Consider the following 26,662-nt stretch of genomic DNA (forward strand, 5'->3'; position numbering starts at 1 on the left):
GGGTGGAGAGCATGCCCACCGCGGCGGCGAGTCGTCAAACGCCTGCCGCGGCGAGCATCTCCGTTGCTTTCACTTGTGGGGCGGCAGGAACGTCTCCGTCTCGTAGCTGTGCAGCACCGCGGAGACGTGCATGCCGGCATGCGCGATCGGTGCGCCGATCGGGTTCAGGGTCAGGAGCGTGGGAATGCTCCAGACGACGTCGCCGGCGATCGGCCTGGCGACCTTCGTCGAACGGAAATCGCTGTACCCGGCGTGGTACACGGCAGTCATCGCGAGCGATGCCAGTAGCGCGACGGCGCCGACGACCAGCGTGCCCGCGAGTCGTTGCCGCAGCCGGCTGCCCGCGAACGCCGCGAAGACGACGAGGATCGGGAAGGCCGAGAGCAGCAGGCCGTCGGTTGCCCCGTACAGCACTCCTCGCCACAGCACTGCGGCTGCGAGCTGGATGCCGTCCGGCCGTGTGGTTGCATCCTCCGCGCGGACGACCATGATCGTCAGCAGGCCCGCGCACAGCACCCCGAGCGCCAGGGCCACGGGCCATCTCCGGCGGACGGCGGCTGCGAGGTCGTAGCCCGTCGAGCGCGCCCATGCGGCGACGAGGGCCGCCACGGCGAGCGCGTACAGGCCGTAGAACAGGTCGCGGTTCAGGTCGAGCAGGTCGGTCAGGACGTACGGGACGACGAAACCGACCGCGAGGCCGCGCAGGAGCCAGGTCCAGTGGGGAGAAACGCGGGCCGTGCGGTCCGCCTCGGGCCGCGTGGCCGCGTGAGGGATCGAGTGCGTGCTCATAACTCCTCCTTGGAGCGAGCGTCCCATGCCACGCGGCCGTGGCCATCCGTAGGCGGCGGCAGATCGCGTGCGGGGTTCCACCGTTCCACGGGCCCGGCGCGGATCAGCGAATGACGAACGGCGGCGGCGTGTACCGCGCGGCGCAGCTCGTGTCGAGGCCGACGGCCGTGCCGCGCTCGATGAACTGGTGGGCGAGTCGCGGGAGACAGCCGAGCTGGACGGCGCCGTGGCCCGCGTGCGGGACCACCACCGTGCGGCTCTGCGGCATCACGGCGCGCGCGCCTCGTACGTTCGCGAGCGGGTCCTGCGGGTCGTCGCCCCCGACGACGAGGAGGACGGGTACGTCCGTGCGCACGCGTGCCTTCGACCACGCCGGCTGGGGCGCCTTCGGCCATACCGAGCAGACGACGGACGTGCCCGTTGCGTCGAGCTCGGTCCGCTCTGCGAGGTAGGTCCCGCGGCTCGCGGCACGCGTTCGCGCCGGGCTCCGCCGGGCCCACGGCTCGTTGCAGACGATCGACCAGAACATCAGCCGCCGCGTCTCGACGCCTGCCGTTCCGTGCTCGTCCATCGACAGGACGAGCGGCGACCAGTCGCCCTTCACGGCTCGGTGCGCGATCCAGGGGATCTGGGCGGCGCCCTCCGGCGAGCGGGTGAGCGTCTGCAGGGTCCCGGCGGCCTGCGCCGGCCGGATCACGACGCCGAGGGCGCGGACGGGAGCCTTGCGCAGCGTCGCCATCATCTCGAAGACCTCGCTGCGGACGCGCGGGAACGCCCGTGCGCAGCGCGGGGTCGTTGCACAACGCGCCAGGATCGATCGGAGCGCCCGCTCGCCGTTCGGGCCCCAGCGCTCGAAGATGGGGACGTCGAGCAGCGTGCCGCCGTCGAGGATCGCCGTCCGCACGAGCTCGGGGTGCTGGACGAGCAGGTACTGCGCTGCGGTCGCTCCGTACGAGCCGCCGTAGACGTCGACCTGGTCGTAGCCGAGCGCCCGGATCACCTCGGCGAGATCCTCCATCGCCGGCACGGTCGTGTACCGGGCCGCATCCACGTCGAATCGTGCAAGGCACGCCTTGACATCCGCGCGCACCGCTGACGCGCTCGCGCCGAGCGGCTTCTTCGGCACGGGGCACTCGAGGGCATTCGACCGTCCGCTCCCGCGCTGGTCGACGAGGACGATGTCGCGGCTCTCGTTGGCCGAGGCGAAGACCTGCTGGATCCCGAGAGCGCCGTCGACGGCCGAGCCGCCCGGCCCGCCCGCGAGGTAGACGATCGGGTCGGGCCGGGACCCGCCGTCACGCGCCGGGATGACCGCGACACGGAGTGCGATCGTCCTGCCGCCCTCGAGGGCGCGGTTCTCCGGCACGCTGAACGTCCCGCACCGCGCCTCGACCGACCCCGTCAGCGTGCAGGGACGGAGCGGAAGCTCCCGGGTCCCCGCACCGCCGAGCGGCACGAGCGCGAGCCCGAGCGCCGCGGCCAGGACGAGCCCGCGCCGGCGGGCGCCCAACGCCATGCGCTCGGCGCGGAGGCTCATCCGCGTGAACGATCTGCGAGCAGGCGCGCGATGTCGAGCGTCGAGAGCACACCGACGGGCGTCCTCGACTCCTCGTCGACGACGAGGAGGTGGGCGGCCGCGTGCTCCGTCATCATCTGGGCGGCCCGGTGCAGGGTGTCGTCGGGCGAGATGGCGAGCGCCGGGGTCGCCGCCGAGCCGCCTGCCGACTGCGCGTCGAGGTCGCGGACGCCCGCAGCCGCGACGAGGTCGAGGTCGGAGACCACGCCCCAGACCGTTGCGTCGTTCTCGTCGGTGACGACGACGCAGTGCACCCCATTGCCGGCCATCAGCTCGGCGACCATCGAGAGCGGTGTCCAGGTCGGGCAGGACAGGACGCCCTCGTGCATCGCTTCCCGCACCGTCGTTCCGTTGAGACCGGTCACTTCGCTCGTTGTTCGCGTGCCCTTCATCGCAACCCCTTCCATGAGCCGCCACAAGCGTGGACCCGGCCCCCGGGGGGAGGCATCCGCGGGGCGACGGATCGCCTCGCGGGGAACTACGAATCGTGCGGCGGCTCCGTAGCTTCCCGCGGTCTCGGTGTGAGCGTGCACGGATGCCCGCCTCCGCGCGGGGCGTCACGCTGCCTCCCGTGACGTCGGCGACGCCGTATCGCGAGAATGCGCGGTCGATGGACGTCGTCGACGTGATCCTCCGCGACGGAAGCACCCTCCGGCTGCGCCCGCCCGTGCGCGCGGACGCCGACGCGATCCTCGACTTCTTCCACGCGCTCTCCGAGCAGAGCCTCTACATGCGCTTCCACGGCTTCCCGTCTCTCGGGCCACAGGTCGTCGAGCAGGTCCTCGAGTCCGACTGGGCCGAGCGGGGCGCGCTGCTCGGCTCACTCGTCGAGAACGGGACCGAGCGCGTCGTCGCGCTCGCCAACTACGCGCGGTTGCGCGACCCCAGCGCGGCCGAGGCCGCGTTCGCCGTCGCGGACGCCTACCAGCGGCGCGGCGTCGGCACGCGGCTCGTCGAGCAGCTCGCCGAGCGGGCGGCGCGCCACGGCATCGAGCGGTTCGTCGCCGAGGTGCTCCCGGACAACCGGAGAATGCTCGGCGTCTTCTCGGCACTCGGGTTCGAGGTCACGCGCGAGCTCGCCGGCGGCGAGCTCGAGATCACGTTCCCGATCGCCCGGACGGAGCGGTTCGAGGAGCGCCTCGCCGAGCGCGACCACGTTGCCGTGACCGCCTCGCTGCGGCCGTTCTTCGAGGCGCGCAGCGTCGCCGTGATCGGCGCCTCGCGCCGCCGCGGCACGATCGGCGGCGAGCTGTTCCGGAACGTCATCGAGGGAGACTTCTCGGGAGCCGCGTATCCCGTCAACCGCGGCGGCGAATCCGTCGCCGGCGTCCGCGGCTACCGCTCGATCGCCGAGATCCCCGACCCCGTCGACCTCGCGGTGATCTGCGTGCCCGCGGCGGGCGTCGTCGAGGCGGCCGAGGACGCGCTCCGCCACGGCGTGCGCGCGCTCGTCGTGATCTCGGCGGGGTTCGCGGAGACAGGGAGCGAAGGCATCGACCGCCAGGATCGGCTCCTCGCCCTCGTCCGCGCGCACGGCGCACGCCTGATCGGCCCGAACTGCCTGGGGATCTCCGTCGCCGGCACGAGCCTCAACGCGACATTCGCCTCGCGCACGACGCCGCCGGGCAACATCGGCTTTTCGTCGCAGAGCGGCGCGCTCGGGTTGGCGCTCCTCGAGGCCGCCGTCACGCGAGGCCTCGGCCTCTCGGCCTTCGTCTCGATCGGCAACAAGGCGGACGTCTCGACGAACGACCTGCTCGAGTGGTGGGAGGACGAGGAGGCGACCGAGGCGATCCTCCTCTACGTCGAGTCGTTCGGGAACCCCCGCCGCTTCGGGAGCATTGCCCGGCGGGTCGCGCGGCGCAAGCCGATCCTGGCGCTCAAGAGCGGCACCTCCTCGAGCGGCCAGCGCGCCGCCAGCTCGCACACCGCAGCCCTCGCGGGGTCGGACGCCGCCGCGGATGCGCTGTTCCACCAGGCGGGCGTGATCCGCGCGGTGACGCTCGAGGAGCTCGTCGACGTCGCCGCGCTGCTGTCCACGGGCTCGCGCCTCGCCGGACGCTCGGTGGGGATCCTGACGAACGCCGGCGGGCTCGGAATCCTCTGCGCGGATGCCTGCGAGGCCGCAGGTCTCGAGCTTCCGGCGCTCGGCGTCGACACCGTCTCGGCGCTCCGCAGCGTGCTGCCGGCGGAGGCGAGCGTCGGCAACCCGGTCGACATGCTCGGGGGTGCGACGGCGGCCCACTACGCGCAGGTGCTGCCGCATCTGCTCGCAGACCCGCACGTGTCCGCGGTCGTGGTGCTGTTCGTGCCGGCCGTCAGCGCGACCGCCGACGAAGTCGCAGCAGCAGTCTCCGCTGCGACGCGGGAGGCGGGCGCCGACAAGCCCGTTCTCGCGGTGATCATGACGTCGGAGGGCACGCCCGCAGCGCTCCGGGACGCAGAGCACGTCGCGTCCTTCAACTATCCGGAGTCGGCCGCCCGCGCGCTCGGCCGGCTCGCCGACCGCGCCGAGTGGCTGCGGCGTCCGCAGGGCGCGACACCGGCTCTCGACCGGATCGATCGCGTGGCCGCCGAGGCCGTGGTCGCGCGCGCGCTCGAGCACGAGGACGACGTGTGGCTCGACCCGGCCGCGACACGCGAGCTGCTCGCGGCCTACGGTCTCCCGCTCGTGCCGGAGCATGTCGCGACGACCATCGACGAGGCCGTGGCCGCCGCGCGCGAGATGGGCTTCCCCGCGGTCGTCAAGACCGCAGCTCCCGGCGCCCACAAGACGGAGACGGGCGGGATCGCGCTCGACCTCGCCGACGACCAGGCGGTCGCCGCGGCGGCCACCAGGATCGGGCTCCCCGTGATCGTGCAGCCCATGCTGAAGGGCGGCGCCGAGCTGCTCGCCGGAGTCGTCCAGGACCCCGTCTTCGGGCCGCTCGTCGCCTTCGGTCCCGGCGGCGTCTTCGCTGAGCTGATCGGCGAGGCGGTCTTCCGGATCGCCCCGCTGACGGACGTCGACGCGGCCGAGCTCGTCGACGGCGGCAAGGCGGGGCGACTCGTAGCGGGCTTCAGGGGCGCGCCCGCGGCCGACCGCGCTTCGCTGCTCGACCTCGTACACCGTCTCGCGCGGCTGGGAGAGGAGCTCCCCGCCGTCGCCGAGCTCGACCTCAACCCGGTGCTCGCGCTGCCCGACCGCTCGATCGCGGTCGACGCCCGCGTCCGTGTCCGCGTGCCGGAGACGGTCGTGCGCGCGAAGTCCTGGTAGCCGCGCCCTCCGTACTTCTCCACAGCCCGGCGGCGGCTTCCTGGCAGCGGACCGGTGACCTATCCCCGATGGCGCGCGGCCGCGACGACGCGAGGGTATGGCCATCACAACTGATCCATCGGGAGGAGGAGCGATGAACACCAGAAGGATTCTCGAGTGGGCGGGTCTTGCCGCCGGCGTTGTCCTGATCGCCTTCGGCATCGGCGCGCTCTACATGGGCATCGACGGGCGGGGCACCGTTCGCGACAGCATCAAGCAGGAGCAGATCGTGTTCGGCGACGCGACGGATCCGGCGGTCGCGCAGCACGCGAAGCAGTACGCCGGCCAGCAGGTGAAGACCGGCGACCAGGCGCGTGCCTTCGCGCTCGTCATGCGAGAGCACACGCTCGAGTCGACCGGCGGCCTGACGTATGCGCAGATGGGCCGCTACCAGTCGGCCGCGAAGCCGACCGATCCGGCGGGCACGAACGACGAGGCAGCCGCCGCGAAGGACTCGAGCGGCCAGCCGGTCGCAAACGGCGCCCGCAACATCTGGGTCACGGAGACGGGACTGACGACCGCGCTCAACATGAGCTACATGGCCGAGCAGCTCTCGATCTTCGGGATCGTGGTCGGGATCGCACTGCTCCTGACCGGCATGGGCTTGCTGATCCTGGCACTCGCAGTGCTCGGCGGGAGGTTCCGCGAGGAGGCCGCCGCACAGGCCGGGGTCGCAACGAAGGTGGCCATCGGCCACTGATCGCTCCGACCTCCCGGAGTGAGCGAGAGGGCGGCCTTCGGGCCGCCCTCTCCATCCGTGGGGGAAGCGCTGGTCACCCCACGCGCCCCCTCCTCCGCCGTCTCGCCGCAGCCGCCGTGGGTCTGGTCTCCCGGGCGGCAACGCCGCCCACCGGCCGCAATGGCGGGCGGTCCGGGCGTTCGCACCGGGGATCGATACGAACGCGCGCTCAGTACTTCCCCGCAGCGCAATCGGACTCCCTGCGGACGACGGCGGAGGCGTCTCGCACCACCATGGGCTGACATGTCGGCCCAGCCCCGGAAGATCGTCGTCGGCGTCGACGACTCGGAGCCCTCGCAGCGGGCGCTCGAGCGTGCCGCCGACCTCACGGGCTACGGGTCGACGCTGACCGTCGTCAGCGTCGCGCGCGACGGCGACCGGTACGCCGCCGGACCGCTCGAGAAGGCGCGCGAGCGTCTGCTGCGCCGCCATGTGAGCGCCACGTATCTCCAGCCGGTCGGCGACCCGGCCGCGGAGCTGGTCGACGCGGCACGCGAGCTCGAGGCCGATCTCGTCGTGCTCGGGCGGCGCAGCCGCTCGCTGAGGCGGCTCGTGCTCGGGTCGGTCAGCGACGCCGTCCTCCAGCAGGCCCCGTGCGACGTGCTCGTCGTCCGCTGAGCGGCAGTCAGCCCTCGATCAGCCCGTTCTCGAGCGCGTAGCGCACGAGCTCCGCGCGGCTCGAGAGGCGGAGCTTCTGCATGATGTGCGCCCGGTGCGTCTCGGCCGTGCGGACCGAGATGTAGAGCATCTTCGCGATCTCCTGGTTGGTGTGGCCGAGTGCGAGGAGCCGGAGCACCTCACGCTCCCGCTCGGAGAGCGGGTCGGCATCCGCCCGCTTGCGCTCCTCGGCCTCCGCGGCGACGAGCCTCGCGCCCAGCGTGGGATGGACGTAGCGCTCGCCCGCGGCGACGGCCCGCAGCGCTCCGACGACCTCCGTGTCCGCGGCCTCCTTCAGCACGTAGCCGGCGGCGCCGGCCTCGAAGGCCTCGCGCACGTAGCGCGGGTCGTCCTGCATCGAGAGGACGAGCAGCTTGACGTCGGGCACCGCCTGCAGCACCGCAGGCATTCCCTCGATCCCGGACTTCCCGGGCATGACCAGGTCCATCACGACGACGTCCGGCTTGTTCGCGAGCGCCTCGAACACCGCTCGGTCGGCCGACTCGGCTTCTCCGACCACCTCGATGTCGGGCTCGGCGTCCAGCACCCGGCGGAGGCCGGAGCGGAGGATCGCATGGTCGTCGACGAGGACGACGCGGATGCTCATCCCGCGTGCTCCGGTGGCGTTCTCGTCACCGGGACCTCGGCCGCGATCGTCGTCCCTGCGCCGGGCGCCGACTCGACGGTCAGCCGGCCGCCGACGAGCTCGACCCGCTCTCGCATGCCGACGAAGCCGAGCGACCCCGTGCGGGTCGTCCTCGGGTCGAACCCCAGGCCGTCGTCCTCGACGACGACGACGGCGAATCCCTCCTTCCGCACGAGCGTGATACTCACACGACGCGCGGACGCGTGCTTCACGACGTTCGTCAGCGCCTCCTGGACGATGCGGTAGAGCGCGGTCTCGGCCTCTGCGGGCAGGCGCTGCTCCCCGAGCCGCGCCTCGAGGTCGACGACGAGCTCGGACTGCTCCGCGAGCGTCCCGGCGAGGCGCTCGATCGCCGGCACGAGTCCGAAGTCGTCGAGCGCGCTTGGGCGCAGCTCGACCGCGAGACGGCGGACGTCCTGCAGCGTCGTGACGACGAGCTCGCGCAGCGCGGCGGTGGCCTCGCGGGCGTCGTCGGTCTCGATCACGTCGTCGAGGTGCTTGAGCCCGAGGAGGATCGACGTGAGCGCCTGTCCTGTCTCGTCGTGGAGCTCGCGGGCGAGCCTGGCGCGCTCGAGCTCCTGCGCATCGACGACCCGGCGCAGCGCGTCGCGGCTGACTCGTTCCGAGAGATCGACTGCGATCGCAGCCCGCGCGACCAGCGTTTCCGCGAGCCGCACGTCGTCCTCGTCGAAACGAGCGCTGCCGCCCAGCCGGTCGTGGACGGCCACCACTCCGAGCGGCTTCCCCCGCACGGCAAGCGGGAGGTAGATCGCCGACGTGATCCCGAGCTCGCGTGCGAGCCGCTGGTCGATCTCGGGATCGTCGACGACCGCGTCGACGCGCTCACTCGACCCTCGCTCGAGGATGCGGCCCATCTTGGTCGAGCCTGCCTCGAGCCGCATGCCGACGAGGTCCTCGCCGCCGGCCGCGGCGGCCACGGCGAGACCCCCTTCGCCGTCCGGCAGCGCGATGAGCACGATCCGACCCTCGACGAGCTCCTGCATCCGCCTCGCCACGAGGTCGAGCAACGGCCCGAGCTCGACCTCCGAGGCGAGCGCGTTCCCGATCTCGTTGAGGCTCTCGAGCTGGCGGAGCCACCTGGTCGAGGACTCGTACAGCCTGGCGTTCTCGATCGCGACGGCCGCCTGGGCCGCGAGCAGCTGGGTCAGCTCCTCGTCGGCCGCCGAGAACTCGGCCCCGTCCGCCTTCTCCGTCAGGTAGAGGTTGCCGTAGGCCACTCCCCGGAGGACGATCGGAACCCCGAGGAAGCTCCGCATCGGAGGATGGTTCCGCGGAAACCCGACCGAGCGAGGGTCCTCGGCGATGTCGCGCAGGCGCAGCGGCCTGGCCTCGCGGATGAGGACCCCGAGAATGCCGCGACCGCTCGGCACGTCTCCGATCGCGGAGCGGGTTTCCTCGTCGATCCCGGCCGTGAAGAAACGCTCGAGGCTCTGTCCGGCGCGGTCGATCACCCCGAGCGCTGCGTAGCGGGCACCCGTGAGCTCGGCGGCCGTCTCGACCAGCCGCTGCAGGAGCGCGTCGAGCGAGAGCTCGGAGTTGAGCGCGATCCCTGCGTGGACCAGGATCCGCAGCCGCTCGAGCTCGTCTCTCGGATCGGACGTCGCGGTCTCGGATGTCCTCGCCTGCTCCGGCACACCGCCGTTTCTAGCAGCGGAGACGCTCGGCCGATCAGGCCGCCCGCTCGAGCGGGCGGCCCGCGGCGGCCCGCACGGCCAGGATCTCGAGCGCGAGCGAGCCTCGCGGGGTCTCGACGTCGACGACGTCGCCCTTGCGCCGGCCCAGGAGCGCTCTGCCCACGGGAGCGGCGACCGAGACGCGCCCGTTGCCGACGTCGGCCTCGACGGCGCCGACGAGCTCGTACTCGGCGGTCTCGCGCGTCTCGACGTCGCGGACGCGGACGCGGGTGCCCAGGCCGGCGACGCCGTCTCGCGTCGGCGCGACAACGCGCACCTGGGCGAGCTGGTCCTCGAGGACGGCGATCCGCCGCTCGAGCAGCGCGTGCTCCTCGAGCACGTCGAGGAGCGCGGGGTTGTCGGCGACGTCGCCGTCGAGCCGCGCGTCGCGCAGCCGCTCGGCGAGATCGCGCCGGCCCTCGTCCCGCAGCGAGTCGAGCTCGGCCCGAAGCTGCTCGTAGCCGTCGGCCGTGATCAGCAGGCCGTCGTCGGCGATCTCGGTGGGCGTGGCGCTCACGGCGGGCTCCTCTCGTCTCGGGGACAAATCGACGGGGCCAGACGTTCGACCCCGTGGCCGTATGGTCGCCCTCTACGGAGGCGTGCGCCATGGGGTCCCGGCCCCATCTCGCGACGACGCGCCGCTACCGTCGCGGGTGCGATGAGCGGGCTTTTCTGGCGTGTGTTCGCGGTGAACGCCTGCTTCCTGGCGCTCGTCGCACTGCTCCTGATCGTCACGCCCGTGACGATCAGCGCTCCCATTGCCGTCACCGAGGCAGCGCTCGTCCTGCTCGGCCTCGCGATCGCTCTGCTCGTCAACGCGGTTCTCCTGCGCCGGGTCTTCACGCCGCTCGAGCGGCTCGTCCGCCGCATGGAGGTCGTCGACCCCCTCCGGCCCGGCGAGCGCCTCGCGGTCGAGCGCGACGACGAGATCGGACGGGTCGTCGGAGCGTTCAACCGCATGCTCGACCGCCTCGAGAGCGAGCGCCGCGAGAGCGCCGCGCGCGTGCTGGCGGCGCAGGAGGCCGAGCGACTCGGCCTCGCCCGCGACCTCCACGACGAGGTCGGCCAGGTCCTGACCGGCGTGCTGCTGGAGCTCGGCGCCATCGAGGCGGAAGGGCCGGCCGGGCACGAGTCGCTCGAGGAGGCGCGCGCGTCGGTGCGCCGCGCGCTCGACGAGGTCCGCCGGATCTCGCGCGAGCTCCGGCCCGAGATGCTCGATGAGCTGGGCCTCGTCAGCGCGCTCACCGAGCTGACCAGGACCTTCGCGCGGACGTCGGGCGTCGAGGTGGAGCGGCGCTTCGGCGAGGCGCTGCCGCAGCTGGCTCCTGCGACGGAGCTCGCCGTCTACCGCGTCGCGCAGGAGAGCCTCACGAACGTCGCCCGGCACGCGGAGGCAACCCGTGTCGCGATCGCGCTCGAGCCGGGAGCCTCCGGCGTCGTCCTCCGCGTCCGCGACGACGGCCGCGGACTCGGCGGAGCGAGGGAGCAGCATGGCGGCCTCCGCAGCATGCGCGAGCGCGCGGTGCTCGTCGGAGGGGCGCTTGCCGTGCGCGAGGCATCAGGCGGAGGGGTCGAGGTGCGGCTCGAGGTTCCGGCTCTCGATCCCGCCGTCGCCGCGAGAGAAGCCTGAGTGCCGATCCCCCTCATCACGCGGATCCTGATCGCCGACGACCACGCGCTCGTCCGCTCGGGCCTGCGGAAGGTGCTCGACGCGCAGCCCGACCTCGAGGTCGTCGCCGAGGCCGTCGACGGCGCGGACGCGGTGGAACGCGCGCTGGCCGAAGACGTCGACCTCGCGATCCTCGACGTCTCGATGCCGCGGCTCACGGGCATCCAGGCGGCGGCCGAGCTCCACCGACGCAGGCCCGAGATCCGCGTCCTCATGCTCTCGATGCACGACAGCGAGCAGTTCCTCTACGAGGCCCTCAAGGCCGGCGCTTCCGGGTATGTGCTCAAGTCGGGCGCCGACACGGACATCGTCGACGCCTGCCGGGCAGCCATGCGCGGCGACTCGTTCCTCTACCCCTCGGCGGTGACGACGCTCGTGCGCGACTACGTCGAGCAGGGCGGCCGGGGCGGGGAGCCCTTCGACGTCTTGACCCCGCGGGAGCTCGAGGTGCTGAAGCTGATCGCCGAGGCATACACGTCGAAGGAGATCGCGCAGAAGCTCGTGATCAGCGTGAAGACCGTCGAGGGGCACCGCCAGAACATCCTCGACAAGCTCGGGATGCGCGACCGCGTCGAGCTGACCCGCTACGCGATCCGCCGCGGCCTGATCCAGCCGTAGGGCTGCGAACCCACCGGATTACCAGGCGCGTTCGCGGAACGGCGTCGTGCCTCGTGCCCTGGACGACTAGCGTGACGGGATGGACGTCCGGCTGAAGCGGGCATACGAGCCGGCCGAGGCCGCCGACGGCTACCGCGTCCTCGTCGACCGTCTCTGGCCGCGCGGCGTCTCGAAGGAGAAGGCGCAGCTCGACGAATGGGCGCGGGAGCTCGCGCCGAGCAGCGAGTTGCGGACCTGGTTCGGCCACGACCCCGCACGGTTCGACGAGTTCCGTCGCCGCTATCTCGAGGAGCTCGCCGCGCACGAAGCAAAGCTCGCCGAGTTGCGCGAGAGGGCCTCGGAGGGAACGCTGACGCTCGTCTACGCCGCCCGCGACAGCGAGCACAACGACGCGGTCGTGCTGGCCGACGTGCTCCGCCGCCGGGCCGGCTGACGGTTCCCGGTTGCAGCCGGCGGAGCTGTGCGTGGAGAATGCCGCCGCACGGAACTGCATGCGCCGAGGAGGCCGTTGTCGTGCTGCGTTTCGGTGAGCCACAGGTGGCGATCGCAATCGTGTTCGGCGTGCTCGCCGTGACGATCGCCGGCGCCGCGCTCGTGATCGCCGTCCACGCGAAGGAGGACGTCCCGTACGACGACGTCTCGCGCAGCGGCTACCGGCTGCGCCGGCCCTGGCTCGCGTTCCTCTGCGGCCTCGGCGTCGTCGCGGTCGGCTTCTCGTTCTTCCTGCTGCCGTACGCGAGCGGCGGTGGGAACGACACCACGGTCGCAGTCTCCGGCGGCCAGTTCTACTGGACGGTCGACCCGGCAGTCCTCCCGGCCCACGAGCAGGTGCGCTTCGACGTGACGTCCGTCGACGTCAACCACGGCTTCGGCGTCTACGACCCGAACGGCCGGCTGATCGGCTCCGTGCAGGCGATGCCCGGCTACACGAACGAGCTCGAGCTGACGTTCGACACGGTCGGGGAGTACCGGATCCGCTGCTTCGAGTACTGCGGCCTGAGCCACCACAACATGGTCGCGTCCTTCCGCGTCGAGGAACGCTGATGGAGGCCCACGCCGCCACGACGGTCATCCACCGCGACGGCACCGAGCTTCTCGCGACCGCGCGGCTCAGCGATCGCCGCGTCGCGTGGCTCTTCGTCTGCACGGGGCTCCTGCTCTTCTGCGTGATGGGGCTGGCGGGGCTCGCGATGCGCCTGAGCCAGGCCGAGGTCTTCACCCTCTCGCCCTCGTGGTTCTACCGACTGATGACGCTCCACGGCGCGGGGATGCTCGTCGGCGCACTGCTCGCGATGATGGGCGCGCTCTGGTTCGTGCTGCGCACGACCGTCCCGCTGCACGTGGGCCGGATGCTGGCGAGTTACCTCGCGATCGTGGGCGGCGCCGTTCTCGTCGTGATCGCCGTGCTGCTCGGCGGGTTCGCTGCGGGCTGGACGTTCCTCTGGCCGCTGCCGTTCGACTCGTTCGCCGCCTGGCGCCCGTGGGCGGCGGACACGTTCCTCGTCGGAATGCTGCTCGTCGGTGCGGGGTTCTTCGTCTTCTGCCTCGACCTCCTGATGCAGACGACAGCGGCGTACGGCGGCCTCCAGCGCGCGCTCGGGATCTCGTTCCTCCGAAACCGGGACGACTCGCCGCCGCCTCCTGCGGCGATCGCCGCCATGGTCGTCTCGATCGAGGGGCTGCTGGCGAGCGCGGCCGGGACGACGATCCTCGTCGCCCTGATCGGCCACGCGATCGACTCGGGCCTGGAACTGGACGCGCTCTGGGCGAAGAACCTGACGTACTTCTTCGGGCACTCCGTCGCGAACCTGATCATCTACCTGGCCGCCGGGGCGGTGTACGTGCTCCTCCCCGGCTACACCGGGCGGCCGTGGAAGACGACGAAGCCGATCGTCGTCGCCTGGCTGTTCACGCTGCTGTTCGTCGCGACGGCGTACTCGCACCACCTCTACATGGACTTCGTCCAGCCGGAGTGGGCGCAGGGGTTCTCGAGCGTCGCCTCGTTCGGCGCCGCACTCCCACCGGCCGTCGTGACGATCTTCACGGGCGTCGTCCTCATCTGGGGCTCGCGCTACCGCTGGACGCTCGCCTCGACGCTGCTCTACCTCGGGTTCATGGGCTGGGCGATCGGCGGCACGGGCGCGGTGATCGACTCGCTGATCCCGATCAACTTCAAGTTCCACAACACCCTCTGGGTGCCCGCGCACTTCCACACCTACCTGCTGCTGGGCGTGATCTTCTGGGCGTTCGCGCTCTTCGTGCGGATGCTCGAGGAGAGCGCCGGCCAGACCGCACGCGACGGCGTCTCGGCGTTCGCGGTGGGAGCGCTGCTCGTCGGCGGCTATGGGTTCGTCGGCGCCTGGTACGTGTCCGGAGCCCTCGGCATTCCACGCCGCTGGGCGGTCCACCCGGAGGGGACGGCCGGGTACAGCCTCGCCGGAAGCATCTTCGTGATCGTCTTCGCCGTAGGGGTGCTCGTCCTCCTGCTCGAGTGCCTCCGCCTCGCGCGGATCGCGAGCGTCTACCGCTGGGACCGGGTGCCGGCGTCGCGTGCGTCTCTGCCCGCCGTGCGCGACGGCGAGCCACTGCTGACGACGGGCTTCCAGTTCGCCGCCGTCTCCGCGGCCGCGCTCGTCTTCCTCGGGTCGTTCGCCCCGTCGATCACCGACGCCACCGAGGAGAGCGTGCGCTACCACCACCTCCAGCACGCGGCCCAGTTCCTCGTCGGCCTGCTCGTCGGCGCGGCCGTCGCGTCGATGCCAGCCGTCTTCGCCCGGATCCGGCGCCACCCGAACTTCGGCATCGCGCTCGTCGTCGCCGGGCCCGCGGTGATGCTGCTCGTGATGCTCCCCTCGATCTACGAGTCGTTCGAGGGGAACGACTGGGTTCACCTGCTCTACCACCTGGGCATCACGGCGCTCGGCGTGGTCACCGGTCTCGCGGCGGGGACGCTCGGCCTCGTCACGGGGCGGCTCGTGCTCGTGCTCTCGATCGGCATGGCGTTGATGTACGCCGCCGGAGCGACAGGAGGCTGACGTGGCTGACGCCAAGACCGGCGACGCGCTGTGGAAGTGGATTCTCGGGGGGCTCGCGGCCGGCGCCGCCGTACTCGGCCTGCTCGTCGGCGCGTACGCGATCGGCTACGACCGCGGGCAGAACAACGCCGAGGTCGCCGTCGAGACGCAGCCGGCCGAGACCACCCCACCCGCGACCGAAGCGCCTCCGGCCGAGACGACGCCGCCCGCCACCGAGGCTCCGCCGGCCGAGACGGCGTCGGAGGCCGACCTCGTCGCCCGCGGTGAGGAGCTCTGGAGCTCGACCGGCTGCGCCGGCTGCCATTCGCTCGACGGCTCGGCGGGGGCCGGCCCCACGGTGCAGGGCCTCGCCGGATCTACGGTGACGCTCGACGACGGATCGACGGTGACGGCGGACGACGCCTATCTCGCCCGGTCGATCACCGACCCGGACGCGCAGATCTCCGAGGGCTATTCGGCGGGGATCATGTCCGGCGCCGTGGCGTCGCAGAAGTTCGACACGCGGCAGCAGGACGTCGACGCCCTCGTCGCGTTCGTCAAGTCGCAGGGCTGACCTGCGACGGGCGGGTGAAGGGTTGCGCGCGATCCGCGCCGCGCTACGATGCTTAACCGGTCAACCGACGAAGAGAGGACGTGGCGGCGCACGATGGCCGAGCGCGCGAACACGGCTCGCAGGGCGACGATCAGCGACATCGCCCGGCTCGCAGGGGTCTCGAAGGGCGCGGTCTCCTATGCCCTGAACGGCCGGCCGGGCGTCTCGGCGGACACCCGGGAGCGCATCCTCGCGATCGCCGAGGAGCTCGGGTGGTACCCGAACCGCGCTGCGCGCGCTCTCTCGGCGGCCCGCGCCGACGCCTGCGGCCTTCTGCTCGCACGTCCTGCGAACACGCTCGCGCTCGAGCCGTTCTTCATGGAGTTCATCGCCGGCGTCGAGTCCGAGCTGTCCTCCCAGTCGGTCGCGCTGATGATCCAGCTCGTCGACAACGTGGAGGACGAGATCGCGGTGTACCGGCGCTGGTGGGGCGAGCACCGTGTCGACGGCGTCCTCGTGGTCGACCTCCGGATCGACGATCCCCGCATCGCGGCGCTCGCCTCCCTCGGTCTCCCGGCCGTCGTCGTCGGTGGCCCCGTGGCGGGCGGGACGCTGCCCGCGGCCTGGCACGACGAGGCATCCGCGGTCGTCGAGGCCGTGCGCTACCTCGCAGCGCTCGGCCACGAGCGGATCGCGCAGGTCGCGGGCGTCGAGGACTTCGCACACACGCAGAGGCGTACGAGGGCGTTCCGGGCCGTCGTCGAGGAGATGGGCCTCGTGGGAGAGACGATGAGCACCGACTACAGCCCCGAGCGCGGCGCCCGCGTCACGCGGAAGCTGCTCTCGTCGTCGTCGCCGCCGACCGCCATGATCTTCGACAGTGACCTCCTCGCAGTCACCGGGCTCGGCGTCGCACGGCACATGGGCTTCTCCGTGCCAGAGGACGTCTCGATCGTGAGCTGGGACGACTCGCTGATCAGCCAGGTCGTTCACCCGCCGCTGACCGCGGTCACGCGCGACATCCAGGCCTACGGCGTCGCGGCGACGAAGCATCTCCTCGCGGTTGTCGACGGCACGGCGACGGGCGACGTCGAGACGCCGCGGGGCGAGCTCACACCGCGTCACAGCACCGGCCCGGTTCGAGCGCGCGTCTGACCGCGGCGCAGGCCGATTCGCGGCTGTGCGGCTTATTACGCTTGACACTTAACCGGATAAGTGATTCGATCCGGCCGGTCCGGTGATGCAACGCCGCAGCGGAGGGCACGGTTGGACGTGACACCCGAGAACGGAGCCGTCTGGATCGGCGCGAACTTCTGGTCGCGGGTGGGTGGGCCGCGGATGTGGAGTCGCTACAACGCTGCCGTCGTCAGAGAGGAGCTGGCCGTCCTGGCGCGCCACGGGTGCAACGTGACGCGCTCGTTCTGTTTCTGGCCGGACTTCGTCCCCGAGGTCGAGCGCCTCGACGAAGACGTGCTTGCGCGGTTCACCGACTTCTTGGACGCGCACGTCGAGGCGGGGCTCGGGACGATCCCGACGATCGTCGTCGGCCACATGTCCGGCGAGAACTGGGACCCGGCCTGGCGTCAGGGACGAGATCTCTACCGGGACGCGTGGCTCGTGTCGCAGCAGGCATGGCTCGCGCACGAGCTCGCGCGGCGGTTCGGCGGCCACGAGGCCGTCGTCGGCTGGCTGCTCTCGAACGAGATGCCGCTCTACGGGGGCCCCGCCGCGAGCGAGGACGTCGTCGCCTGGGCGCGGGCGCTCGTCGAGGCGATCAGGTCGGCTGGCGCGACGCAGCCGATCTCGGTCGGCGACGGCGCGTGGGGCGTCGAGGTCACGGGGCGCGACAACGGATATTCGCTGCGTGCGCTCTCACCGCTCGTCGACTTCCTCGGCCCTCACTCGTACCCGATGCTCGACGACCCTGTGCGCCAGTCGCTCGCGGCGGCCTTTGCCTGCGAGCTGGCGGGCGGCTTCGGGACGCCGGTCGTGCTCGAGGAGTTCGGCGTCAGCTCGGACTTCGCCGCCGACGACCACGCGGCCGACTACTACCGGCAGGTCCTCCACACGTCGCTGCTCGCGGGCGCCCGCGGGTGGCTCGCATGGAACAACTGCGACTACGACGACCTCTGGGAGGAAGACCCCTACCGGCACCACGTCTTCGAGCTGCACTTCGGCCTCACCGACCGGGCTGGCAGGCCGAAGCCGCAGCTCGAGGAGCTCTCGGCGTTCGCCTCGCTCGTGCGGGAGCTGTCGCGTAGCGGCTGGGAACGCGTGGCCGGCGACGCCGCCCTGGTCGTCCCGGAGCACTTCGAGCGCGTGCTGCCGTTCACGGACGACGCCTTCCGCTCCGATCTCGGCGCCGATCTCCTGCAGGGCTACGTCGCGGCACGCGAGGCGGACCTCCCGATCGGCCTCCTCCGCGAGCGCGACGGCCTGCCCGACACGGCGCGGCTCTACCTCGTCCCGAGCGCGAAGCTCCTCACCGGTCCGGGCCTCCTGCGACTGCAGGCTCTAGCGACGGGCGGCGCAACCGTCTACGCCTCGTACTTCGCCGGCTCGACGCCGTACCAGCGCGGGCCGTGGCTCACCTGGCTGGACGAGATCTTCGGCATCCGGCACCGGCTGCGGTACGGCCTCGTCGACCCGATCGAGGACGAGGAGGTCGTCCTCGAGCTGGTCGAGGAGCTCGGCGACCTGGGCGTCGGGACGCTGCTCCGCTTCCACGTCGCAGGCACGCCGAGCGCTCGCTCGTACCTTCCGGTCGAGCCCGCCGGAGCCAGGGTCGTCGCCGTCGACGGACACGGGCGCCCGGCGCTGCTGCGCCACGAGCTCGGCTCGGGAACCACGTTCTTCTGCACCTACCCGCTCGAGCACATGGCCGCACGGACCCCGAGCGTCAACCCCGAGGACACCTGGAGGCTCTACGACGCGCTCGCCACGCTGGCCGGCGTCTCGCGCCCGGTGCGTGTCGACGACCCCCGCGTCTTCGTGGGGCGGGTCCGCGGCGGCGCGCGCGAGACCGTCCTCTTCGTCAACTCGTCGAGCGACACCGTGCAGGCGGAGCCGGTCGTGGCGGGCGGGGAGGCCCTCGTCCCCTCCGGGACGCTCACGATCGGCCCTTACGGCGTGGCGGTGACCCGCCGCTCGATCAACCCGACGATCCGGTCAGCGCCGGCAGGCGTCGCGGCTCTCGCGGCGGGCGAAAGGAGGGATGCGCAGCTCTGACAACGGTCCCTGGCCCGACGTCCCAGGAAGGGATGGGACGCTCGCGCTCCCCATGGCTCGAACACGAGAGGAAGGAACCGGTCATGACCGGACTCCGCAAGACGAGAACAGGGATCGGCCTCGGGTTGGTGCTCGCGCTCGCGATCGCCGTGGCCGCATCCCTCGCCGGCGGCGCCGGCGCCTCGCAGCAGTCGGCGTTTGCGCTCCCGCGGGCGCAGACCTTCTACATGAGCGGGAACCAGTGGTCGCCCAACAACGACCTCAACCCCGCGAAGAACTGGGACTACATCACGGGGCTCGTCGGCTTCGCCTACGAGACGCCCTTCCGCTACGACCCGCTCAAGGACCGGTTCATCCCGTGGCTCGCGACGGGTGGATCGTGGACGTCGAAGACGGCGTACACGATGACGATCCGGAACGGCGTCAAGTGGAGCGACGGCCAGGCCCTCAAGGCGAGTGACGTCGCCTACAGCTTCAACCTCTTGAAGACCCCCACGCACCCCCAGCACCCGCTGTTCGCGGACACGGGGCTGAAGAGCGTCAGGGCGGTCGGCAACAGGGTCGTCTTCACGTTCGCCGGCACGCCGGCGTACCAGGAGTTCGACTTCTACCGCTTCAACGTCGCGGTCGTGCCGCAGCACATCTTCAAGAGCTACTCCAGCACCGACATCACGACCGGCAACCTCGAGAAGGGGAAGATCGTCGGAACCGGCCCGTACCTCTACCAGTCGGGCGTCGGGGCCGCGTCGACCACGGTCGTCTGGAAGAAGAACCCGAACTGGTGGGCGGCGTCGGCGCTCGGCCTCAAGGTCGGCCCGCAGTACGTCGTCGACATCAAGAACGGCACGAACGCCGCCGCGCTGTCGAACCTGCTGGCCGGGAACATCGACCTGTTCAACAACTTCGCGCCGAAGAGCGCGATCAAGGGCAAGTTCAAGACGTACTTCTCGAAGGCGCCCTATCACCTCGGTGCGAACACGACCTGGCTCTTCCCGAACACGACGAGGAAGCCGCTCGACGACGCACAGTTCCGCAAGGCGCTGGCGAACTCGATCAACATGGGCCAGATCATCGACAAGGCCTACCAGGGCCTCGTCAACAAGGCGAGCCCGACGGGCCTCCTGCCGATCTGGAACAAGTGGATCGACCGGAAGGTCGTCGCCCAGAACGGGTTCTCGTACCGCCCCGCCCTCGCGAAGTCGATGCTCGCGGCGGCCGGCTACAAGGACACGAACGGTGACGGCTTCGTCGAGAACAAGGACGGGTCGAAGATCGACCTCTCGATCATCGTCCCGAACGGCTGGTCCGACTGGATGACCGCGATCCAGGTGATCTCGGAGAGCGCGAAGCAGGTCGGCATCAAGATCACGCCGAGCTATCCCGAGTACGCGACGCTGACCGACGATCGCGGGCACGGACGGTACGACCTGCTGCTCGGCAACGATCGGCAGATGAGCAACACGCCGTGGACGTACTACCAGTACATCTACAACCTGCCGATCACGGACAACCAGACGACGATGAACTACCAGCGGTTCACCGATCAGGCCTCGTTCAACCTGACGCAGAAGCTCAACCGCACACCGTCGACGAACACGAAGGCGTACCAGACGATCCTGACCAGCCTGCAGAAGCGCTTCCTGCAGACTCTGCCCGCGATTCCGCTCTGGTACAACGGCATGTGGTCGATGGTCAACACCCAGTACTGGACGGGTTGGCCCTCCGCGACGGGCAACCAGTTCACGCCCAGCTCGTGGCGGAACTACTGGCAGATGACCAGCATCGACATGCTCACCCATCTCCGGCCGGCGAAGGCGGAGTAGGGCGAGGCGTGCCGAACGGATGACATGACCGGGCGGTCCCCCTTCCGGCTCCACACCGGAAGGGGGACCACGCTGCGTCTCCCGACGGCGTCGAGAGGAGTCTGAGGTGCTGCGCTACCTCGCGCGGAAGGTCGTGGTGTATCTCCTGACGTTCTTCGTCGCCGTGACGATCGACTGGGCGATCCCGCGCTTCATGCCGGGCGACCCCGTCGAGGGGCTCCTCTCCCGGATGCAGGCGCAGCCCGCGGCCGAGAAGGCGCTGTCCGGCTACTACACGAACGCCTTCGGCTTCGACGTGCCCATCTGGAAGCAGTACCTGAACTTCTGGGCGGCGCTCCTGCACGGCGACCTCGGCCGCAGCGTCCAGAACTTCCCGACGTCGGTCTCGGAGCTCATCCTCGGTGCGCTGCCCTACACGCTCGCGCTCCTCGTCCCCGCGATCCTCCTGAGCTTCTGGGCCGGCAACAAGGTCGGCGCGATGGCCGCCCGGCGAAAGGCGCTCGACAACACCGTGCTTCCCGTCGGGTACGTGCTCACCGCGACGCCGCAGATGTGGCTCGGCGTCGTCCTCGCCTGGGTGTTCGCGTTGACGCTCGGCTGGTTCCCGGTCTCGGGCGCCTACGGCTTCGACCTCCAGCCGGGATGGACGCTCGAGTTCGCGTGGAGCTTCCTCCAGCACTGGGTGCTGCCGTTCGCCGCGCTCTTCCTCGTCGCCTTCGGCGGCTGGGCGATCGGCATGCGCAACATGATCATCTACGAGCTCGAGGCGGATTACTCGAACTACCTGGCGTCGCTCGGCGCCCCGACGAAGCTCGTCCGGAAGTACGCGTACCGCAACGCGCTCCTTCCGCAGATCACAGGGCTCGCGCTCGCGCTCGGCGCGGTCGTCGCCGGCGCGATCGTCGTCGAGATCGTCTTCTCCTACCCAGGCCTCGGAACGCTGACGCTCGGCGCCATCCAGAACCGCGACTACTTCCTGATCCAGGGGATCTTCCTGTTCATCATCACGGGCGTCCTCATCGCCAACTTCCTGATCGACATCGCCTACGTCTTCATCGACCCGCGCACGCGGATCGGAATGCAGGGAGGCCGGTGATGGCTGCCCCGCGCGACCTCGAGCCGGCAACCGTTCCCCAGGCGGGCGTCGCCACGGTCGGAGGGCCCGCAGTCGCCGTCGAGCCGCAGGCCGCGGCCGGCGCGCCGGTCCCGGCCCACCGCTCCGAGTTCGTCTACTTCGCGCTGCGGAACTGGAAGTTCGTGCTCGGGCTCGGCGTCGTGCTCGTCTTCCTCGCCGCGGCGCTGTTCGGCCCGATGATCGCGTCGCACGCGCCGCTCGAGTTCAGTGGCCCCACCGACCAGCCGCCGTCGTCGGACTACTGGTTCGGCACGACGTCGTTCGGGCAGGACGTCTTCGCGCAGTTCGTCCACGGGTTGCGTGCGGCGTTCCTCGTCGGGGCGGTCGGCGGCGGGATCGCGTGGGTGCTCGGCGCAGTTGTCGGCTTCACGGCGGGCTACCGCGGCGGGGCGATCGACGACGTCCTCAACATGCTGACGAACGTCGTGCTCGTGATCCCGACGCTCGCGATCCTGATCATCGTCTCCGCCTACATGAACGTCCACAGCTACGCGGTCGAGGCGGTGCTGATCGGCCTCACCTCGTGGCCGTGGGCGGCGAGGGCGGTTCGCGCCCAGACCTTCACGCTGAAGACGAGGGACTTCGTCGACGTCGCGCGGCTCAGCGGCCGCAGCACGCGTCAGGTGATCGCGAGCGAGATCGCGCCGAACATGAGCTCGTACCTGCTGATGATGTTCATCCTGCTGTTCGGAGGCGCGATCCTGATCGGCGCGTCGCTGGACTTCCTCGGCCTCGGCCCGTCGGAGTCGGTCTCGCTCGGCCTGATGATGAACAACGCCTTCTTGTCGAGCGCGCTCGTGCTCGGCTCCTGGTGGTGGTTCCTGCCGCCGGGGATCGGGATCATCGGGGTCGTCGGGGGCCTGTACGTGATGAACGTCGGCCTCGACGAGGTGTTCAACCCACGGCTGCGGGAGACGTGAGATGAGCCTGCGCGTCGACGACCTCAAGGTCTACTACCGCACGCTGCGCGGGGACGTGCAGGCGCTCGACGGCGTCACCTTCGAGATCGCAGACGGCGAGATCATGGGCCTCGCGGGCGAGTCCGGGTGCGGCAAGTCGACGCTCGGCAAGAGCCTCATCCGCCTCGACGGGCGGATGCGCCACGTGGGAGGCAGCGTCACGCTCGACGGCAAGCAGCTCCCGCTCGGTGACGACCGCGCGATGAACGCGTTCCGCTTCAAGAGCGTCTCGATCGTCCCGCAGTACGCGATGAGCGCTCTCAACCCGACGCGGAAGGTCGGGAGGATCGCGGAGGAGCTCCTCGAGTCACGCGGCATCCACTTCGACGGCGTGCGGCCCGAGCTCGTGCGCCGACTCGAGCTCGTCGGGCTCTCCAAGGACGTCCTCGGCATGTTCCCGATCGAGCTCTCGGGCGGGATGAAGCAGCGGACGGTGATGGTGCTCTCGACGCTTCTCAACCCGTCGCTCCTGATCGCCGACGAGGTGACCTCCGCCCTCGACGTCTCGAGCCAGCGTGCGGTTGCCGAGATGCTCGTCGAGTTCCGCGAGCGGAGCTACGTCAAGAGCATGGTCTTCATCACGCACGACCTCGCGATCCTCTATCAGGCTGCCGACACGATCCTCGTCATGTACGCGGGGCGCCTCGCCGAGAAGGCGTCCTCGGACGCCGTCATCTCGCGGCCGAAGCATCCGTACACGCAGCTCCTCGTCTCGTCGCTCCCCGAGGTCGGCGTGCGCTATGCGGACCGCCGGCTCGAGGGAATCCCCGGGAAGCCACCGTCCCTGCTCGAGCCGCCGCACGGCTGCAGGTTCCGCGACCGATGCCCGCTCGCGTTCGCGAAGTGCGCCGAGCAGCCGCCGTTCGTCGAGGTCGAGCCGGGCCACCGGGTCGCCTGCTGGGCGGTCACCTGATGCTCACGCTCGACGGTGTCTCGAAGGTCTACCGGATCGGCGCGTTCGGCGGGAAGAGCCTCCAGGCCGTCCGAGGGGTCAGCTTCGACCTGCGGCCGGGCGAGATCGTCTCGCTGATCGGCGAGAGCGGCAGCGGTAAGAGCACGATCGGCCGGATGATCCTCCGGCTCGACCGCGTCACGAGCGGGACGATCAGCTTCGACGGCGGCGACATCGCGCAGCTCGGCCGGACGGGGACGAAGGCGTACTACCGCGAGGTGCAGGGCGTGTTCCAGGACCCCTTCAGCTCGTACAACCCGGTGTTCAAGGCCGACCGTGTCTTCGCGATGATCCGCGGCGCCTACTTCCCCGGCGTCGGGAACGACGAGTGGCACGAGAAGCTCTGCGCGTCACTGGCGTCGGTCGGGCTCAGCCCCGGCGAGGTGCTCAACCGCTACCCGCACCAGCTCTCCGGCGGACAGCTGCAGCGGCTGCTGATCGCGCGGGCGCTGCTGCTCGACATCCGCATCCTCGTCGCGGACGAGGTCATCAGCATGCTCGACGCGTCGACGCGGATCGACGTCCTCAACCTGCTGGCCGACCTCAAGTCGCGCGGCCTCGGCATCCTCTTCATCACCCACGACCTCTCGCTCGGCAACTACGTCTCCGACCGCACGCTGATCCTCCATCGCGGCGCCGTCGTCGAGATGGGCGCGACCGAGAAGGTCTTCGGCGACCCGCGGCACGCGTACACGAGGATGCTCCTCGCCTCGGTGCCGCACCTCCACGAGCGGTGGCGCGACCGCAAGCGGAACGGCGACCTCGCGTTGCCGCCGGCTTCGCGCGACGACCCCGCTCCTGTGCTGGTGGAGGTCGACACCGATCACCTCGCGGCCCTGCCCGGCAAAGGAGAACCCTCATGAGCGCAGACCCGCTCGGCATCGGGCTGATCGGCTGCGGGAAGATCAGCGAGACATACGTCGCGACCCTGGCCGGAAGCGACGAGGTGCGCATCCTCCGCTGCGCCGACCTCGACATCGAGCGGGCGCAGGTCGTCGCGCTCGCGGCCGGCGCCACTCCATCGACGACGGCGGAGGTGCTCGCCGACGACCGCATCGGCCTCGTCCTCAACCTGACGCCGCCCGCAGAGCACGCGGACGTCGCGCTCGCCGCCCTCGGCGCCGGGAAGCACGTCTACGGCGAGAAGCCGCTCGCGGCCTCCCGTGTGGAGGCACGGCGAGTGCTCGACGAGGCGATCCCCCGGGGCCTCGTCGTGGGGTGCGCGCCGGACACCTTCCTCGGCCCGTCGTGGCAGCGCGCCCGAGAGCTGATCGACTCGGGAGCGCTCGGGACGCCCGTCGCGGCGCGCGGGACGATGCTCGGCCCCGGCCCGGAGAGCTGGCATCCCGATCCCGCGTTCTTCTACCGTGCGGGAGGCGGGCCGCTGCTCGACATGGGCCCCTACTACTTGACGGCGCTCGTCTCGCTCCTCGGCCCTGTTGCCCGCGTCAGCGCCGGCGCACGGAGGACCTTCGAGGTGCGGCGCGTGACCGGCGGCCCGAAGATCGGGGACACGCTCCCGGTCGAGGTGCCGACGCACGTCGCGGCCGTGCTCGAGCACGAATCCGGCGCGATCACGACGCTCGTGACGAGCTTCGACTGCTGGGACGACGTCCATTCCGTCGAGCTCTGGGGCACGGATGGGACGCTGCTCCTGCCCGATCCCAACGGCTACGAGGGCGTCGTCCGCAGACGCGGCCGGGAGCTGAACGGGAAGTGGGAGACGTCGGGCCTCGAGCACGAGCCGTACCGCCGCGGGCTCGGCGTCGTCGAGACAGCGCGGGCGATCCGGCTCGGCGACGCGCCCCGCGCCAGCGGCGCGCTCGCGTTTCATGTCCTCGACGTGCTCCTTTCGATCCTCGAAGCGGCGCAGACGGCCTCCGTCGTGGACGTCGCGAGCCGTTGCGAGCGGCCGACGCCCCTCACAACCCCGGCGGCGGTCGCGTAGACATGCGCTCCGCGCTCCAGCTGTACAGCGTGCGAGGCGAGGCCGCGCGCGACCTGGCGGGGACGATCGAGCACGTCGGCCGCCTGGGCCTGGACGGCGTCGAGCTCGCCGGCCTCCACGGTCACGACGCCGCGCGTGTTCGCGAATGGCTCGACGCTGCGGGGCTCGAGGTCGCCGGCATGCACGTCGACCTCGACGAGCTCGAGGCCGACCCGAGAGCGCACTACGGCGACGCCGAGGCGCTGGCCGCGAGGCTGCTCGTCGTCGGCTGGCTGCCCCCGTCGCTCGAGTCGGCGGTCACGCGCTCGCACGTCGAGCGCCTCGACCGCGCGTCGCGTGCCGCCCGCGCCGAGGGCTTCAGGCTCGCCTTCCACACCCACGACGCCGAGCTGGGCGTCGCCGACGACGGCTCGGTGCTGCTCGACCGCCTCGTGGCCGACGCGCCCGAGCTCGAGCTCGAGCTCGACCTCGGCTGGGCCTGGATCGCCGGGCGCGATCCCGGAGAGGTGCTGTCGTCGCTGGGAGCCCGCTGCCGGGTGGTGCACGTCAAGGACTTCGCCGACCGCGGCGACCGTACGAGCTTTACGAGCGTCGGCGAGGGCGCGGTCCCGTTCCGCGACGCGCTCCGCACCGCGGCCTTCGTCGAGTGGCTCGTCGCCGAGCAGGACGAGGGCTTCGTGCCCGACGAGCTCTCTGCGGCCACGCGCTCGGCGGCCGCCGTGCTCGATCTCCGCGAGCAGCTGGCTCGCGCCGCGTAGCGCCGCCCGCGTCCTGGCGGCACCCACGGGCCGGATCGCGCCGTCGAGTTCACCGCGCGCCTGACGCCTCCCGCCTCCAGTCGGGGCGGCGGCACGCGGATCAGCGCGGCGATGCCCGGCGACCCGTGATCGGTTCGACTGCGTCGGCCGACCGGGGGCCGGGTCGGCCGACGCAGTCGGGAGGCTCGGGTCAGGCGGCGACGAGCTCTGCCTCGCGGAGGACGAGGGCGAACTCGAGCCCGCGGTGTGCCGCGTACGCGTACGGGTGATGGAAGACGTCCATGGCGTGGTCGTCGCGGTCGAGCACGAGCTCGAACGTCTCGCCCGTTCGGCTGTCGGAGACGACGACGCTCAGGAGGTCGGTCGCCGTGTGCCAGAGCAACGCCACGGCCATCCCGTCGTTCGAGCGGAAGGCGAGCTCTCGTGTGCCTTGGTATGCGGTGACGGAGGTCATGGCGGCTCCTGTCGGGTGATCGAGGTGCATCGGGTGACCCGGAGGCTCGCAGGCCGGCGCCGATGCAGGCATGCGGTCAGCCGGTGGATCGCAGGCGGCCGACCGGCGTCTTCGAGGTTCGGGAAATCGAACCCCGCGCCGGCGGCGGCGCGATC

At 71.1% G+C, this 26,662-nt stretch carries 25 protein-coding genes; 18 read left to right on the top strand and 7 right to left on the bottom strand.

The annotated features are described in order from the left end of the window. Positions 1 to 69 precede the first annotated feature (69 nt). The 3 genes from VNM44_RS00630 to VNM44_RS00640 form a co-directional block, all read right to left on the bottom strand. Positions 70 to 789, bottom strand: coding sequence for a hypothetical protein (locus tag VNM44_RS00630; protein ID WP_325621483.1), 720 nt, complete (start codon positions 787 to 789; stop codon positions 70 to 72). A gap of 103 nt (positions 790 to 892) precedes the next feature. Further along, complete coding sequence (locus VNM44_RS00635; RefSeq protein WP_325621484.1) at positions 893 to 2,326, bottom strand: alpha/beta hydrolase; 1,434 nt, start codon at positions 2,324 to 2,326, stop codon at positions 893 to 895. After that, the gene (locus tag VNM44_RS00640) at positions 2,323 to 2,730 is read right to left on the bottom strand and encodes a cyclic nucleotide-binding/CBS domain-containing protein (protein ID WP_325621487.1); all 408 of its coding nucleotides are present in this window, start codon (positions 2,728 to 2,730) and stop codon (positions 2,323 to 2,325) included. Before VNM44_RS00640 ends, VNM44_RS00635 begins: the two co-directional genes overlap by 4 nt. Positions 2,731 to 2,900: 170 nt before the next feature. On the opposite strand from VNM44_RS00640, the gene VNM44_RS00645 reads away from it, so the two are divergent. The 3 genes from VNM44_RS00645 to VNM44_RS00655 all read left to right on the top strand — a co-directional run bounded on the left by VNM44_RS00645 (position 2,901) and on the right by VNM44_RS00655 (position 7,017). Beyond that, complete coding sequence (locus VNM44_RS00645; protein ID WP_325621490.1) at positions 2,901 to 5,621, top strand: GNAT family N-acetyltransferase; 2,721 nt, start codon at positions 2,901 to 2,903, stop codon at positions 5,619 to 5,621. Positions 5,622 to 5,754: 133 nt separating this feature from the next. Continuing rightward, entirely contained in the window at positions 5,755 to 6,360 is a 606-nt protein-coding gene (locus VNM44_RS00650; protein WP_325621492.1) for a hypothetical protein, read from the top strand. Between the two features lie 282 nt (positions 6,361 to 6,642). Beyond that, complete coding sequence (locus VNM44_RS00655; protein WP_325621494.1) at positions 6,643 to 7,017, top strand: universal stress protein; 375 nt, start codon at positions 6,643 to 6,645, stop codon at positions 7,015 to 7,017. Positions 7,018 to 7,024: 7 nt separating this feature from the next. Here VNM44_RS00655 and VNM44_RS00660 read toward each other — a convergent pair whose 3' ends face one another. Genes VNM44_RS00660 through VNM44_RS00670 form a run of 3 tightly spaced genes read right to left on the bottom strand, consistent with a single transcriptional unit; the run spans position 7,025 to position 9,913 of the window. Next, positions 7,025 to 7,663, bottom strand: coding sequence for a response regulator transcription factor (locus VNM44_RS00660; RefSeq protein ID WP_325621496.1), 639 nt, complete (start codon positions 7,661 to 7,663; stop codon positions 7,025 to 7,027). Further along, entirely contained in the window at positions 7,660 to 9,357 is a 1,698-nt protein-coding gene (locus tag VNM44_RS00665; RefSeq protein ID WP_325621498.1) for a GAF domain-containing sensor histidine kinase, read from the bottom strand. The genes VNM44_RS00660 and VNM44_RS00665 overlap by 4 nt, the downstream gene beginning before the upstream one ends. A 34-nt stretch (positions 9,358 to 9,391) precedes the next feature. Continuing rightward, positions 9,392 to 9,913: a GreA/GreB family elongation factor gene (locus VNM44_RS00670; protein ID WP_325621500.1), complete on the bottom strand. Its 522-nt coding sequence runs from the start codon at positions 9,911 to 9,913 to the stop codon at positions 9,392 to 9,394. Positions 9,914 to 10,054: 141 nt separating this feature from the next. Between VNM44_RS00670 and VNM44_RS00675 the strand changes: the two genes are divergently transcribed. The 15 genes from VNM44_RS00675 (at position 10,055) to VNM44_RS00745 (ending at position 26,053) form a co-directional block, all read left to right on the top strand. Next, the gene (locus VNM44_RS00675; RefSeq protein ID WP_325621502.1) at positions 10,055 to 11,026 is read left to right on the top strand and encodes a histidine kinase; all 972 of its coding nucleotides are present in this window, start codon (positions 10,055 to 10,057) and stop codon (positions 11,024 to 11,026) included. After that, positions 11,027 to 11,683: a response regulator transcription factor gene (locus tag VNM44_RS00680; protein ID WP_325621504.1), complete on the top strand. Its 657-nt coding sequence runs from the start codon at positions 11,027 to 11,029 to the stop codon at positions 11,681 to 11,683. Between the two features lie 79 nt (positions 11,684 to 11,762). Further along, positions 11,763 to 12,116, top strand: a complete 354-nt coding sequence (locus VNM44_RS00685) for a DUF488 domain-containing protein (protein WP_325621506.1) — start codon at positions 11,763 to 11,765, stop codon at positions 12,114 to 12,116. An 80-nt stretch (positions 12,117 to 12,196) separates the two neighbouring features. Further along, a complete protein-coding gene (locus VNM44_RS00690; protein WP_325621508.1) occupies positions 12,197 to 12,727 on the top strand; it encodes a hypothetical protein in 531 nt (176 codons plus the stop codon). Beyond that, on the top strand, positions 12,727 to 14,718 hold the full coding sequence (locus VNM44_RS00695) for a cbb3-type cytochrome c oxidase subunit I (RefSeq protein WP_325621510.1): 1,992 nt from the start codon (positions 12,727 to 12,729) through the stop codon (positions 14,716 to 14,718). Before VNM44_RS00690 ends, VNM44_RS00695 begins: the two co-directional genes overlap by 1 nt. A gap of 1 nt (position 14,719) precedes the next feature. Then, positions 14,720 to 15,271, top strand: coding sequence for a c-type cytochrome (locus VNM44_RS00700; protein WP_325621512.1), 552 nt, complete (start codon positions 14,720 to 14,722; stop codon positions 15,269 to 15,271). A gap of 93 nt (positions 15,272 to 15,364) precedes the next feature. After that, positions 15,365 to 16,405: a LacI family DNA-binding transcriptional regulator gene (locus VNM44_RS00705; protein ID WP_325621514.1), complete on the top strand. Its 1,041-nt coding sequence runs from the start codon at positions 15,365 to 15,367 to the stop codon at positions 16,403 to 16,405. 183 nt (positions 16,406 to 16,588) lie between these two features. Beyond that, on the top strand, positions 16,589 to 18,478 hold the full coding sequence (locus VNM44_RS00710; protein WP_414652946.1) for a glycoside hydrolase 5 family protein: 1,890 nt from the start codon (positions 16,589 to 16,591) through the stop codon (positions 18,476 to 18,478). Between the two features lie 83 nt (positions 18,479 to 18,561). Beyond that, positions 18,562 to 20,301 carry an ABC transporter substrate-binding protein gene (locus VNM44_RS00715; RefSeq protein WP_325621516.1) on the top strand — a complete coding sequence of 580 codons (1,740 nt, stop codon included), beginning with the start codon at positions 18,562 to 18,564 and terminating at the stop codon, positions 20,299 to 20,301. Between the two features lie 106 nt (positions 20,302 to 20,407). Next, positions 20,408 to 21,397, top strand: coding sequence for an ABC transporter permease (locus tag VNM44_RS00720; protein ID WP_325621518.1), 990 nt, complete (start codon positions 20,408 to 20,410; stop codon positions 21,395 to 21,397). Next, positions 21,397 to 22,356, top strand: coding sequence for an ABC transporter permease (locus tag VNM44_RS00725; RefSeq protein ID WP_325621520.1), 960 nt, complete (start codon positions 21,397 to 21,399; stop codon positions 22,354 to 22,356). Before VNM44_RS00720 ends, VNM44_RS00725 begins: the two co-directional genes overlap by 1 nt. A 1-nt stretch (position 22,357) precedes the next feature. Continuing rightward, complete coding sequence (locus VNM44_RS00730) at positions 22,358 to 23,308, top strand: ABC transporter ATP-binding protein (RefSeq protein ID WP_325621522.1); 951 nt, start codon at positions 22,358 to 22,360, stop codon at positions 23,306 to 23,308. Then, positions 23,308 to 24,210, top strand: coding sequence for an ATP-binding cassette domain-containing protein (locus tag VNM44_RS00735; protein WP_325621525.1), 903 nt, complete (start codon positions 23,308 to 23,310; stop codon positions 24,208 to 24,210). Before VNM44_RS00730 ends, VNM44_RS00735 begins: the two co-directional genes overlap by 1 nt. Next, the gene (locus tag VNM44_RS00740) at positions 24,207 to 25,295 is read left to right on the top strand and encodes a Gfo/Idh/MocA family oxidoreductase (protein ID WP_325621527.1); all 1,089 of its coding nucleotides are present in this window, start codon (positions 24,207 to 24,209) and stop codon (positions 25,293 to 25,295) included. Before VNM44_RS00735 ends, VNM44_RS00740 begins: the two co-directional genes overlap by 4 nt. A gap of 2 nt (positions 25,296 to 25,297) precedes the next feature. Next, positions 25,298 to 26,053 (top strand): sugar phosphate isomerase/epimerase, encoded by a 756-nt coding sequence (locus VNM44_RS00745; RefSeq protein WP_325621529.1) that lies wholly within the window; start codon positions 25,298 to 25,300, stop codon positions 26,051 to 26,053. Positions 26,054 to 26,243: 190 nt separating this feature from the next. Here VNM44_RS00745 and VNM44_RS00750 read toward each other — a convergent pair whose 3' ends face one another. Continuing rightward, a complete protein-coding gene (locus tag VNM44_RS00750; protein ID WP_325621530.1) occupies positions 26,244 to 26,507 on the bottom strand; it encodes a hypothetical protein in 264 nt (87 codons plus the stop codon). Positions 26,508 to 26,662: the final 155 nt, after the last annotated feature.

This window comes from Gaiella sp., from assembly GCF_035558935.1.
Lineage (GTDB): Bacteria > Actinomycetota > Thermoleophilia > Gaiellales > Gaiellaceae > Gaiella.

Bases quoted from the DNA above. Each gene is read 5' to 3' on its own strand.
- VNM44_RS00660 (WP_325621496.1), bottom strand. From the start codon at position 7,663: ATGAGCATCCGCGTCGTCCTCGTCGACGACCATGCGATCCTCCGCTCC.
- VNM44_RS00725 (WP_325621520.1), top strand. From the start codon at position 21,397: ATGGCTGCCCCGCGCGACCTCGAGCCGGCAACCGTTCCCCAGGCGGGC.
- VNM44_RS00685 (WP_325621506.1), top strand. From the start codon at position 11,763: ATGGACGTCCGGCTGAAGCGGGCATACGAGCCGGCCGAGGCCGCCGAC.
- VNM44_RS00740 (WP_325621527.1), top strand. From the start codon at position 24,207: ATGAGCGCAGACCCGCTCGGCATCGGGCTGATCGGCTGCGGGAAGATC.
- VNM44_RS00650 (WP_325621492.1), top strand. From the start codon at position 5,755: ATGAACACCAGAAGGATTCTCGAGTGGGCGGGTCTTGCCGCCGGCGTT.
- VNM44_RS00655 (WP_325621494.1), top strand. From the start codon at position 6,643: ATGTCGGCCCAGCCCCGGAAGATCGTCGTCGGCGTCGACGACTCGGAG.
- VNM44_RS00630 (WP_325621483.1), bottom strand. From the start codon at position 789: ATGAGCACGCACTCGATCCCTCACGCGGCCACGCGGCCCGAGGCGGAC.
- VNM44_RS00735 (WP_325621525.1), top strand. From the start codon at position 23,308: ATGCTCACGCTCGACGGTGTCTCGAAGGTCTACCGGATCGGCGCGTTC.
- VNM44_RS00710 (WP_414652946.1), top strand. From the start codon at position 16,589: ATGTGGAGTCGCTACAACGCTGCCGTCGTCAGAGAGGAGCTGGCCGTC.
- VNM44_RS00745 (WP_325621529.1), top strand. From the start codon at position 25,298: ATGCGCTCCGCGCTCCAGCTGTACAGCGTGCGAGGCGAGGCCGCGCGC.
- VNM44_RS00705 (WP_325621514.1), top strand. From the start codon at position 15,365: ATGGCCGAGCGCGCGAACACGGCTCGCAGGGCGACGATCAGCGACATC.
- VNM44_RS00635 (WP_325621484.1), bottom strand. From the start codon at position 2,326: ATGAGCCTCCGCGCCGAGCGCATGGCGTTGGGCGCCCGCCGGCGCGGG.
- VNM44_RS00750 (WP_325621530.1), bottom strand. From the start codon at position 26,507: ATGACCTCCGTCACCGCATACCAAGGCACACGAGAGCTCGCCTTCCGC.
- VNM44_RS00675 (WP_325621502.1), top strand. From the start codon at position 10,055: ATGAGCGGGCTTTTCTGGCGTGTGTTCGCGGTGAACGCCTGCTTCCTG.
- VNM44_RS00645 (WP_325621490.1), top strand. From the start codon at position 2,901: ATGCCCGCCTCCGCGCGGGGCGTCACGCTGCCTCCCGTGACGTCGGCG.
- VNM44_RS00715 (WP_325621516.1), top strand. From the start codon at position 18,562: ATGACCGGACTCCGCAAGACGAGAACAGGGATCGGCCTCGGGTTGGTG.
- VNM44_RS00730 (WP_325621522.1), top strand. From the start codon at position 22,358: ATGAGCCTGCGCGTCGACGACCTCAAGGTCTACTACCGCACGCTGCGC.
- VNM44_RS00695 (WP_325621510.1), top strand. From the start codon at position 12,727: ATGGAGGCCCACGCCGCCACGACGGTCATCCACCGCGACGGCACCGAG.